The sequence below is a fragment of the Shewanella sp. 10N.261.52.F9 genome (assembly GCF_041471165.1).
Classification (GTDB): domain Bacteria; phylum Pseudomonadota; class Gammaproteobacteria; order Enterobacterales; family Shewanellaceae; genus Shewanella; species Shewanella marinintestina.
In genome coordinates, this window is record NZ_JBFRNX010000023.1 from 269,941 (window position 1) to 282,280 (window position 12,340).

Sequence of the window (12,340 nt, forward strand, 5' to 3'; positions counted from 1 at the left end):
AGCTTTATTCAAGCTTATTTTTTGGCTTTATCTTTTGAGCGACCGTAGCTACTTTTACCCGATGCTGCGCTACGGAAATTACTTTTTCCTACAGCATTTTTAGCGGGACGATTTTTGTCTTCGTACTTACGCTTATTATGACCTTTCTCTTTTACAGGTTTGGTCACTACGTCACGGTAGCGCGCAGGTAGTGGTGCGCCCTCTTCATAACCAGGCATAGTCAATCTTGGCAGTGTTTGCTCAATTAGCAGCTCAATCTCTTGCATCATGTCGCGATCTTGTGGTGACACAAATGAAATAGCACGACCCGCTAGACCTGCTCGACCTGTACGGCCAACACGATGAACGTAATCTTCTGCGGCAAACGGCAATTCAAGGTTTATCACTAAAGGCAGCGCTTCAATATCAAGACCACGAGCCGCAACGTCCGTTGCAACCATCACACGTAACTTGCCAGATTTAAATTCTTCTAATGCACGGTTTCGCGCACCTTGAGTTTTCTCACCATGGAAAACCGCATTTTTAACACCATCAAGTTTAAGCTCGGCATGAAGATGCTCGGCGCTTTCTCGGGTGCTCACAAACACCAATACTTGCTGCCAGTTATTACGACCAATAAGCTCTGACAACAGCTCGGCTTTACGGCGAGTATCAACTAAGTAAACTTCTTGGGTAATAAGGCTTGCTGTGGCTGAGGTCGCAACATTAATCCACTCTGGCGCAATTAACATTTTTTCCGCTAGCGTTTTAACTGCGTCGCTATAGGTTGCCGAGAAAAATAGCGTTTGGTGAGTCGCAGCCACCAGCTTTTTCACTTTTTCAATATCGCGCACAAAACCTAAGTCCAGCATGCGATCCGCCTCATCAACCACTAAGTGAGTCACATTTGATAAGTCCAAGCCAAATTGACCAATGTGATCGAACAGACGACCTGGTGTAGCAACCAAAATATCAACGCCAGTCTGGAGTGCTTTACGCTGCGGATTCATGTTCGAACCACCATATACGGCAACGGTTTTAAATGGCAAATACTGTGCATAAGCAGTGATATTATCGGCAACTTGAATTGCCAGTTCGCGAGTCGGCGTTAATACTAAAACCTTAACCTTCGACTCATGAGTCAATTCGGTTTCAGCTTCTGTAAATAAGTTATATTCCTTAATTAAGCGATTCAATAACGGCAGTGCAAACGCGGCAGTTTTACCTGTACCTGTTTGGGCACAAGCCATAATATCTTTACCTTCCATGGCAACGGGTAGCACCTGCGACTGAACTTGCGTCAATTGCTGGTAACCCCGCGCAGAAACTGCATCTAAAATTTTGGAATGTAAATCGAATGCATCAAAGTTCATGGTCGGCTCAATATGAGTTAAGTACTCGCTAGCTGGAGTAGAAGCAATAAAAGTGAGCGCGGAGTCTAGCAAAATACCGCGTCAGATAATAGCCAAGATCAAACCTCACTGTTTTCTTTTGCCTTGGTAATAAAAACCTGCTCAAACTCTTCAACGGGTACAGGCTTAGAAAACAGGTAACCTTGTCCATAATCGCAACCCGCGTCAGCAAGCACTTGGCGTTGATAATCCGTTTCAACTCCCTCTGCTATCACCTTCATCCCGAGTTTATGAGCCATCACAATGATAGCCTCACACAGCGTAAAATCATTACCATTGCTATCGAGATTTCGGGTAAACGATTGATCTATTTTTAAGTAATCAATTTCAAATTTCTTTAGATAAGCAAGTGATGAATAGCCCGTACCAAAGTCGTCAAGAGACACCTGAATACCTGATTTGCGATACATGGCTAAGGTAGACGATATTGTATGACTGTTATCGAGTAATAAGCCTTCTGTTATTTCGACACAAATATTGTTATTGGTTAGCTTTAAGGTCTTGAGCAACGCCGCCCACGATTCAAAACTATCGCCTTCATCTCTAAATTGAACGGGCGATTTATTGATGCTGATCTGAACTTCTACTCCAAAACGATCACGCCATAATGCGCTTTGCTTCGCAGCTTGCTGAAATACCCAATTCCCAATTTCAATGATCAATCCAGTTTCTTCTGCGACAGCAATAAACTCTATTGGGGAGACTAGGCCCCGTTTCGGGTGGCGCCAACGGATCAAAGCCTCAGCCTTAAGACATTTTTCACTCTGCAAACAAACTATCGGTTGATAAAACAGCTCAAACTCTTGATTAACTATCGCCTGCCGTAAATCTTGAATAAGGCGCATTCTATGTTTAGCATAGCGCTGCATTGATGGCGTAAAGTAATGGAAGCGGTTTCGCCCCTCTCCTTTAGCGGCATACATAGCTTGGTCCGCATGCTTAAGTAACCCTTCAATCGTTAAGGCATCGTCTGGGTATAAGGTAATGCCGATACTGGCACTAATATAAGCTGTCTCGTCCCCTAGCTTATAGGGCTCTGCAATGCGTGATAAAATATGCTTTGCGACTTTATCGACCCCTTTTGTATCGGTTATTCCTGATAAAACAACGGTAAATTCGTCTCCACCTAGCCTAGCGACAACATCAGTTTCGCGAATGCAGGCCTTCAAACGCTTAGCTGCTTCAAGCAATAACCTGTCCCCCATATCGTGGCCTAAAGTATCGTTTACCTCTTTAAAGTAATCGAGATCTAGAAACATCAGCGCAAAACGATGCTCACCATTATCTAGCCTGAGCATTTCAGTACTTAAATAATCTAACAACATACGCCTGTTCGGTAAGCCTGTTAACGGATCATAATTGGCCTGCTTCCAAATAATTTTTTCCGCTTGTTTTTTATCTGTAATATCTGAAAACAACGCCACTCGGCGCTGGGTTCCCGCGCGCTCGTCAACCAATGCGTTAAGCGTCAACCAAACCACAAACTCCTCGCCGTTTTTGCGTTTAAGCCAAATCTCACCTTGCCAACGCCCTTCTTCTTCAACCGCTTGGTTCATCTGCTTGTAAGCATTACGATTGGTTTGGTTACATTGCAATACCTTGATATTTTTTAGCTTGATTTCATCTTCGCTATAGCCCGTTATTTTAGAAAATGCGGCATTGGTATTAATAATATAACCCTGTTCATCTTGAACGCTCATCGCCTCACTGCTGTTGTTATACACAGAAGCCGCTAGCCGTAAAGATTCTTCAACCCGCTTTCTATCGGTAATATCGGTATAGATGCCACACATCCGTAGCGGTTTACCTTTTTCATCTCGGCTCATTACTTTACCGGTATCTAATAGCCATAAGGTTTCTTCTGCTTGATTGCGAATACGATATTCCACTTTATACTGCTCTGTTTCGCCATTGAGATGTGCATCAATCGATTTAAGAACTGCAACTCTGTCGTCAGAATGAATTGCGTTAATCCATAGTTTTGGCGCTTGATTTAAAACATCAATATCACAACCTAAAATAGCGGCGCTATGCTCATTTCGCTCCATAACATCATTAGCTAAATCCCAATCCCAAAAACCAAGCTCGCAACTACCTAACACTAAACCTAGCTGCTCCTGACTCGCTAACTCTGCAATTTCAGCCTCTTTTTGAGAGGTGCGATTCAGTACACCTGTAATCACCAAGTCGACTTTAGATTGCTCTCGCTGACATGCGACTGTCATATGGGTATAAACAATGCTTTCATCTTTTGCTACAAGACGAACTTCTAGCTCAAACTCATTGATTTCTCCTTCAATCAGTTGATTAAAATAATGCTTATAAATAAAATAGTCTTGAGCCTGCATTAACTCTGGCCAAGATAAGTGCATTAACTCTTTTTCTGAGTACAACAGCATTTCACATAGATTTGGATTAACCTTTAACCACAAATGTTCTTTATCAGTGATAGCAATCCCCATGCTGCCCGCTTGAAAATGAGACTTGAACAACAAGTGGTCTTGTAATTGAATTTTTTGATCTCGGGTGATTTCAATACGTCGAGATAGTAAGGTCCCTAACAATGCAGTAGTGACAGGAAAAATAATAAGAAAAGGGAAGATGATCAGAGGAAATAGGTTAAGTGCGAGTTGTGCTGGTACGGTAAAACCCCAGAGTAAAATAATACTATTGGTGACGACACCAAATGCAAACAATTCACTAAAGCGAATATCGCCAACTTCTCCCTTGCGAAACTTGCGCCACAAATAACCTAAAAGACCTGAAGTAAAAATGGCACCAATACCTGATATGACCGTAGGTCCACCTTCACTTAAACGATAAAGGCTGCTCAGTAGTACAGCCACTAAAGTTGGCACACCACCAAAAAACAAACCACTAATACTTAATATAACCGTACGAGAATCAAAGAAAACCCCTTGGCTATGCTGCCAGGGCATTAGCATCAATCCTACTGTAATGCCACCAACCAATAGGCCAACACCAAGTTTGGGGAGCAGTTGCAACTCACGTTTATGGCTACGAGGGAAGGCGTCATATACCAACACTATTGCCAATAATAGTGCGGCATTTTGAATAAAATTAAGTATTAAGCTTTGATCCATAAAAACGCTTCGTCCTTGAAAACAAGTGCAAAAAAATTACAACTTAATCAATCTATTCAACATGGTGGAAGCTCGGTGTCACACCGATAAAGCACTGTCGTTTAAACCGCGATTTGTGACCGACTGTTTGTGCCGAAAAAACCAAATAAACGAAATAAACGAAGAAACCCCTAAGATGGTTAACCGACTGTTCAACCTTAAAAATAGAATCTAAATGACTAAAATTCAAAGTTAAACATATGAACATTAGCACTCACTAAGTTTGATTCTACTTTGAATAACGAAATAATCAGGTAGTACCAGATAAAATTAACTGAAATAGCAAATTATTATCTTAATAACACCGGATTTTTAACCAGGAGAAAAGTGCAAACTAAAAGGCAAGAAACTCAAGAAAAGCTGACAACTAAAAGTACAACGTTAAACCAAGTGCAGCTATAAGCTTGATGGCGCAGTCAATATTAACGATGAAGTACAAGTACACATAGAGCAGTAATAGTAGCGAGTAAAAGAATCGGCAATGAAAAACAAGACAATAAAAATCCAATGGCTAAGCCCATAATTAATGAAACCTCTGACATCACTTGATAAAAAGCACTCTTAGTAAGCACTTAATTTATCAGTACCACTTGCAGTTTAGAGTCTTGCTTATTGGTAAACATCAAGTAATTAGGTCAAGCCTAATATTAAAACTTAACCATTAACCATTAACCATCGTTTCATGGGTGACTAAACTAGGTTTAAGTAGATTGTCGTGAATTGGACAGCGATGACAAACCACATCTAAAAAAACGATCTTTTGCTGGTCAGTTAACTGTGATCCGCCATTCGTTGCATCCATATCAACGAGCATATCAATACGTTTAAAACCAACAGGATCATCTGTCTCTAAGCCTTGCAATCCAGCCGTATTAATATCAGCTTTAATCGATACATCAATAGTATTGAGTCTGATTTTTTGCTCTCTAGCAACCATCTTAGCAATAGTCGAAATACAACCCGCCAATGAAAACACAAATGTCTCTAATGGATTCGCTCCCGTATTGCTAGCCGATGGCTGATCAATCACTAATTGATGCTCTCTAACCTGCGCGGTTACACGCCAGTCATTACCCATATGGGTATTCACTTCAACAATCTTGTTCGCCATACAACTACTCCATTTGAAACATTCAGTGAAACTTAAATTGATCAAACAATCTGCATAAAACTTGGGCTTTTGCTGTTATTATCACAGCTAGTTTGCTGTCTTAGCGCCTAATTTTACACTTTGAGAATACGCTATTAAGCGCTAAGTTTAAAACTTAAATCAAACCAATATTGGTCATTTTTAGCAGTTTATTAATAGGCCTCCCAAGGACTATGTTAAACTGCTGCGCAATTACTCTACAGTATCAAAAACAAGTCAAATAACCATGTCACAAACTACAGCAAACAAAGCTCAACTTAGTGAATCAAAATCCGTTCAACAAAGTAAAACCTACCACTTTCCGGTGCAGATCTATTATGAAGATACCGATTTTTCAGGTGTGGTTTACCACCCTAACTTTCTAAAGTATTTTGAGCGCGCTCGAGAGCATGTTATTGGTGCTAATAGCTTAGCAAGCCTATGGGACGAGCATGATTTAGGTTTTGCGGTTTATCGCACAGATATGCTTTGCCATGACGGGGTAGAGTTCGCAGATATAATCGATGTTAGAACAAAATTTTACTTAGAGAGTAAATATCGCACAGTGTGGATACAAGAGATTTGGCGACCTAACGGCAAAAAACCGGCGGTAACAGCGCAAATAGAGATGGTCTGTATGAACAAAAAACGCCAACTTAGCCCAATGCCACAGCAACTTATTGCGCGCTTAGGTGAGGCCTTTGCTGAGCAAGTGACATTTTAACGACCAAGCTCAACACTAAACAGTAATAGCGTTTTCCAGAAACGGAGTCGTATTTGGGTATAAAGTTAGTCGCTGCCTTTGAATGGCAGCGCCATTTATAGCCACAAAGTTCAATAATATTAGTTGGTTACACTGCTACCCCATTTCACTCAACTTAGCCCAACGCGCTTCTAGTTCTTTAGCTTTTATAGGCTTAGAAAAAATATCACCTTGGATTTTATCGACTCCCATCCCTAGCAATAATTGCAATACGTCTTCTGTTTCAACGCCTTCAACTGTAACCTTAAAACCAAGCCCTTTAGCTAAGCGAATACTGGTATCCATAATATGTCGCGCGCGGCCATCGACTTCTAGATCATCTAAGAACGCTTTATCGATCTTCACTTCATCTACGGGTAAATATTTCAAATAAGCTAGCGAAGAATGCCCGGTACCAAAATCATCAATCGCCACATCAACTCCTAACAAACGTAAATCTTTAATGGTTGCAACCGCACCATCAAGATCTTGCATCAGTTTACTCTCGGTGATTTCAATCGATATAACACTTACCTCAAGCTGATACTGTGTCAACCTCGCTTTTATACCGGTAATTAAAGAGGCATTACGTAAATCTTGAGTGGATAGGTTTACAGCAACTTGCAGTTCAACCCCCATTTCATGCCACAGAGCTTGCTGCGCAAACACCTCATCAAGTACCCATTGGCTAACAATATCGATCATGCCCGAGTACTCGGCTAAAGGAATAAATTCCGCTGGTGATATAGAGCCTAATTGAGGATGTTGCCAACGCATCAATGCTTCGACTTGCTGACAAGCGCCACTAGGGAAGCTTTGTTTAGGTTGGTAAACCATATATAGCTCACCATCACGTAATGCTTTGGCAAGGCTGTTAATAATGGATACCTCTCTTATTTGCACTGCATCATCACCTAATAAATACTCGGATAATGCTACATCATGGGTCTTAGCTTTTTTTAACGCTAAGTCCAATCGCCTTAACATAGTACTAATATCACCATGAAAAGGTTCCAGAGCTAAATGGCCAACTTGTACTCGAGTGGTAATAATACTTCCAAAAATATCATAGGGAAGTTGCAAGTTATCAATAAGTTGTTGTAGCTGAGGCGGAGACATTGCGCTGGTAAAATAGATTAAGAACTCATCTTCGTTCATTCTTGCGATAAGTGAACCCGGTGGCGATAGTTCTTTGACTCGTACAGCCATCTGCTTGAGAAGTTCATCACCAAAATTAAAACCAAATAAATCGTTAACATAACGAAAGCGATAAATATCGAGTAACACCAAGCTGCCCTTATCGAGCGGCATTAACTCAGCCATTTTTCGCTTCATGCTTAAACGATTATCCAATTCAGTTAACTTATCTTGTTCAACCTGTCTGCCCTTGATAGCCAGTTCGTCGACTTGCTTTTTCAGTTGCCTAAGTTTGCTGATAACTGGGACGTCATCACTAGAAGGAGGATTAATTGAGTGAAACAGCTCATTGATTTTAGAATGCAGTCTTTTCTGACGTATTAAAGATACGACTAACAAAAGCAGTAATAATAAACAAACGCCAAAAAGCATCCAAAAACTGTCCATCAATGTGTATTTGACCTTTAGTAAATTCCCTGTTCAGTTTATAACCTAAACTATAGTGCTCTGTTACACCATCACCAGAGCACTTTAATTTCAATCTTTTTACTAAAATAGCTTTATTGGTAACTGGCCTTAATCGACTGATAAGCTTCAATAAAGCCTTCACTTGTTAATACGCTACTTGATACGGGTAACCCTTTATCAATAAAGACCTGCATACGTTGTTCAAACTCTTCGCCCGCCCTAAGCTCACCAGTATAGAAAGCCGCAGCACGAATAAAGTCCAAATAACTCACATGGTTAGATTGGTAAGTTAAGTCTGCCCAGCGCTCGACGACTTCCATCACGTCAAGTGAAAACTGCCAATTCTTTAGCACTGCGCGACCTAATGGCCCTTGCAGTTTTTTCACTAAGCCACGTAAAAAATCAATATTTGCAAATAGCTCGGGGTTAGCCTCAGCTTCAGTGAGGACAGGTAAGGCACCAATATTATGTACTAACCCTGCGAGAGTCATAGTATCGAGATCAAGAGAGCTGTCAGGATGCTGCTGTTTATAGAGCTGCAACATAGCGCACGCAGCAGAAGTAACGTCAATAGACGCGCTCCAAACTTCATCCATTACTTCCCAAACCATTTGATTGGTTGAGATAAACAGCTGCTCCATGGCAATTGAGGTAACAATCGATTTTATCTGCACTAAGCCAATTCGGTTAATCGCTCCATTAACATTCTCAGCCGGCACGCCCCTGCTATAAAGTGCACTATTGGCGACTCGAATAACCCTTGCGGAAATAGCCGCATCTTGGCCAATAATATTAGCGATATCTTTGAGGCTTGCATCTTCCTTAGCAACAACCTCCTGCACTCGCATCGCGACTTCTGGTAAGGTCGGTAAAATAAGTGCATCCGACTTAAGCTTTTTCAACAATCCTACTAATACTTGATGCTCTGTTGACATCTTTACTCCCTTTTAATGCGTATTAATTTGCAGCAAATCGAGTATATCAGTTGAGTGCTTGATGATGCGTGCAAAATCACATTAACGGGTCAATACTTAAACAAGTAGCCATTGTCAGCGAAAAAACACCTAAAAATGATACAGGGATCACAAGATTTTATAATAAACGACTCTGAACGACCCAAAGGCACTTATTATATGCGGCTGACTTTATTGCATTAGCAAGCGTGCATTCAGTAAAATGCGCGACCGATTGTCAAATCCTTATCCGTTAACAGAGAAGCTATTATGTTTAAACCTGAGCTATTGTCCCCTGCTGGTACATTAAAAAATATGCGTTACGCCTTTGCCTATGGCGCAGATGCAGTTTATGCCGGCCAGCCAAGATATAGTCTTCGCGTGCGTAATAACGACTTTAAAATGGAAAACTTGGCCGCGGGTATTAAAGAAGCTCACAGCCTAAATAAAAAACTTTACGTTGTAAGCAATATTGCACCGCACAATGCCAAGCTAAAAACCTACATTAAAGATATGGAGCCAGTGGTTGCTATGCAGCCTGATGCGTTAATCATGTCAGATCCAGGTCTTATCATGATGGTACGTGAAGCGTTTCCAGATCAAGTGGTTCACTTATCAGTACAAGCCAACGCAATTAACTGGGCATCAGTAAAGTTCTGGGAGTCACAGGGCATTAAGCGTGTCATTCTTTCTCGTGAACTATCACTAGATGAAATTGAAGAAATTCGTCAACGCTGCCCAGATATCGAATTAGAAGTTTTTGTTCATGGTGCGTTATGTATGGCGTACTCAGGTCGTTGTCTATTGTCTGGTTACATCAACAAGCGTGATCCTAACCAAGGAACCTGCACTAACGCATGTCGTTGGAAGTACGATGTCCATGAAGCACAACAAACTGAAACCGGTGATGTAGTTCCAGTTAACCCTGCTGTACAAATTGAAACGCCAACATTAGGTGCAGGTCAACCATCTGATCAAATCGTTCTGCTGCAAGAAGCGGGTCGTCCAGGCGAGTATATGCCTGCGTTTGAAGATGAGCACGGCACTTACATCATGAACTCAAAAGACTTACGTGCAATTCAACATGTTGAGCGTTTGACTAAGATGGGCGTTGACTCACTTAAAATCGAAGGCCGTACCAAGTCATTCTATTACGTTGCACGTACAGCACAACTTTATCGCCAAGCGATTGAAGATGCTGCAGCAGGCAAAGACTTTGACCGCACCTTGATGCATAACTTAGAGGGTCTTGCTCACCGTGGTTACACCGAAGGCTTCCTACGTCGTCACGTACATGATGAATACCAAAACTACGATTATGGCTATTCAATCAGCGATACTCAGCAGTTTGTCGGTGAATTTACAGGCGTTCGCAATGAAGCTGGTCTTGCTGAAGTTGATGTGAAGAACAAATTCCTTGTTGGCGACAGCGTTGAAGTCATGACACCACAAGGCAACCTTACATTGAAGGTTAATAGCCTAATTAACCGTAAAGGTGAGAACGTTGAGGCTGGTCTAGGTTCAGGGCACTTTGTATTCCTAGACGTACCAGCAGGCGTTGAGCTTGATAAAGCTGTGCTACTGCGTAACTTGCCACAAGGCCAAGATACCCGTAATCCGCACCAGCCAACAGCCTAGTGCTTTGTACTGCAATAGCAATTAGCAGTACCAATAAACACTAAATTATGATTAAAAGGCCTCAATTAAGAGGCCTTTTTTACATAAAAAGCTGACCCAAGATCATCATTTTCAACGTTTAACTTTCCATTGTTGCAGTTCTAATAATCCCTGTTTAATACCAAGGTAACTTTTAGGTTAAAAAACTGCCGACGGTACTGTGTCGGAGTCATGTTCATTTGCCGTTTAAATGCGCGAGTAAAATGAGCCGCATCCGAGTAGCCCATTCTAATTGCGATTGAAGTGATCTTTAGTGAGGGGCATTTTAATAGGTCCAATGTTTGCTCAAGCACCATTTCCTCTATCACAGCGCCATATTGAACTTGCTCTTTTGCTAAGCGACGCTGCAAAGTTCTCACATGTAAGTTTAAAATTTGCGCGGCAGCTTTAATAGGGAGTTTGCCCATTGACAGATAAGGCTGGATAGCTAACTTGAAGGTGCCTAGAAAACAAGCCGATGACGATACAGGGGTGACATGTTCCTTAGTCGATATATATGGATGGCACACTGGCGCCATCATCAGGTTTTCATCAATAGAAACAGCTGTCACCGGCCTATTGGTAAAAAACTGACTCCGAGCTAGTTGCGGCAGCGTGCAAAACACGCTGGCATTAGAAGATTGAACTCCCACTTGCTTCGGTCGCCACTTATTCGCCGTCAAAGCCGATAGCAATTCACAAATAAATATCACAGAGAACAATTCGGCGTGAGTAAACCACAACTCATCAACGCCCTCTTTTTCTCGTACCAACCACCAACTTCCTCCAGAGAACTGGGTATACACTTTGGTATGGGTGATGTTTGACTTTAACTGCTCTGCAAATTCATCTAATACGGCCCTTAATGAATCATTCTGGGACAGACGCCTGATAAACATCGGAATATAAATATTCTTACAAGCACTACTGATTAGCCGAATAAACTCTTGTAGCTCTAATCTTTCTCCCAAAGCTTGGATTAGGTTTTTCACTGTATTTTCAGGTAAGTAATCATAATTACTCTCACTCGAATACAAGTCAATCGGCACCTTTGCTTGTTGTAATATCGGGTAAATACTGCCTTCTAGCCCTCTTAACAAGCTGGCAAAAAAAATCACGTCTTGTCGCTGAATAAGCGGTATCGAGCCATCTTGAGCATCCAACGGCATAGTTTCTTCCTAAGTGATCGCTTTTGCCTAAGTGATATTTTTATTTATAAATCAATATCAAGAGCCTGTCTATAAAACCACCGCCGCTCATCTTAATGTTCAGAATATACCTGCATAGCTCCAAAGCTGGCCATAAGCGTGATAATAGTCCGCCTTAGCCGTGTGACGAGCCTAGTCTGCGCCCCTTTGTATGGTATAATTATTAGGTATCACTTTTTAGACTGCTCCGCATAGGCGGGGTTTTAGTAAATTTAATAGGCACGCTAATTCAATGGCATTATTAATCGACGACAGCTGTATCAACTGCGACATGTGTGAACCCGAGTGTCCTAACCAGGCCATTACTATGGGCGAAGAGATCTATGAGATTGATCCAGTTTTATGCACTGAATGTGTCGGTCATTACGACAAACCTACTTGTATTTCAGTCTGTCCAATCGACTGTATCGCGGTCGACCCTGACCATAAAGAGTCAGATGATGAGCTGTTAATTAAATACCACATCATCACAGGTAAGCCAGTCGAATAAGTTTATCTTAGCCATAAAACATG

Annotated in this window: 9 protein-coding genes; 3 read left to right on the forward strand and 6 right to left on the reverse strand. The window is 41.5% G+C overall.

Going from position 1 to position 12,340, the window contains the following annotated elements; genetic code table 11:
• Positions 1 to 14: 14 nt before the first annotated feature.
• From AB4298_RS15570 to AB4298_RS15580, 3 genes are all read right to left on the reverse strand, one after another.
• Positions 15 to 1,352 (reverse strand): DEAD/DEAH box helicase, encoded by a 1,338-nt coding sequence (locus AB4298_RS15570; protein WP_371987430.1) that lies wholly within the window; start codon positions 1,350 to 1,352, stop codon positions 15 to 17.
• Between the two features lie 98 nt (positions 1,353 to 1,450).
• A complete protein-coding gene (locus AB4298_RS15575) occupies positions 1,451 to 4,495 on the reverse strand; it encodes an EAL domain-containing protein (protein ID WP_371987431.1) in 3,045 nt (1,014 codons plus the stop codon).
• Positions 4,496 to 5,195: 700 nt separating this feature from the next.
• Positions 5,196 to 5,645, reverse strand: coding sequence for an OsmC family protein (locus AB4298_RS15580; protein WP_371987432.1), 450 nt, complete (start codon positions 5,643 to 5,645; stop codon positions 5,196 to 5,198).
• A gap of 265 nt (positions 5,646 to 5,910) precedes the next feature.
• Between AB4298_RS15580 and AB4298_RS15585 the strand changes: the two genes are divergently transcribed.
• Positions 5,911 to 6,387: a thioesterase family protein gene (locus AB4298_RS15585; RefSeq protein WP_371987433.1), complete on the forward strand. Its 477-nt coding sequence runs from the start codon at positions 5,911 to 5,913 to the stop codon at positions 6,385 to 6,387.
• Between the two features lie 135 nt (positions 6,388 to 6,522).
• Here AB4298_RS15585 and AB4298_RS15590 read toward each other — a convergent pair whose 3' ends face one another.
• Both AB4298_RS15590 and AB4298_RS15595 read right to left on the reverse strand, forming a co-directional pair.
• The gene (locus tag AB4298_RS15590; RefSeq protein WP_371987434.1) at positions 6,523 to 7,989 is read right to left on the reverse strand and encodes a putative bifunctional diguanylate cyclase/phosphodiesterase; all 1,467 of its coding nucleotides are present in this window, start codon (positions 7,987 to 7,989) and stop codon (positions 6,523 to 6,525) included.
• Between the two features lie 113 nt (positions 7,990 to 8,102).
• Complete coding sequence (locus AB4298_RS15595; protein ID WP_248998634.1) at positions 8,103 to 8,945, reverse strand: HDOD domain-containing protein; 843 nt, start codon at positions 8,943 to 8,945, stop codon at positions 8,103 to 8,105.
• 288 nt (positions 8,946 to 9,233) lie between these two features.
• Here AB4298_RS15595 and trhP point away from each other — a divergent pair, with 288 nt between their 5' ends.
• The gene (trhP, locus tag AB4298_RS15600) at positions 9,234 to 10,601 is read left to right on the forward strand and encodes a prephenate-dependent tRNA uridine(34) hydroxylase TrhP (RefSeq protein ID WP_248998635.1); all 1,368 of its coding nucleotides are present in this window, start codon (positions 9,234 to 9,236) and stop codon (positions 10,599 to 10,601) included.
• 140 nt (positions 10,602 to 10,741) lie between these two features.
• Here the strand turns inward: trhP and AB4298_RS15605 are convergent, their stop codons facing one another.
• Positions 10,742 to 11,788 carry a helix-turn-helix domain-containing protein gene (locus AB4298_RS15605; protein WP_371987435.1) on the reverse strand — a complete coding sequence of 349 codons (1,047 nt, stop codon included), beginning with the start codon at positions 11,786 to 11,788 and terminating at the stop codon, positions 10,742 to 10,744.
• A 271-nt stretch (positions 11,789 to 12,059) separates the two neighbouring features.
• On the opposite strand from AB4298_RS15605, the gene AB4298_RS15610 reads away from it, so the two are divergent.
• A complete protein-coding gene (locus tag AB4298_RS15610; RefSeq protein ID WP_012156237.1) occupies positions 12,060 to 12,317 on the forward strand; it encodes a YfhL family 4Fe-4S dicluster ferredoxin in 258 nt (85 codons plus the stop codon).
• The last annotated feature ends 23 nt before the right edge of the window (positions 12,318 to 12,340 follow it).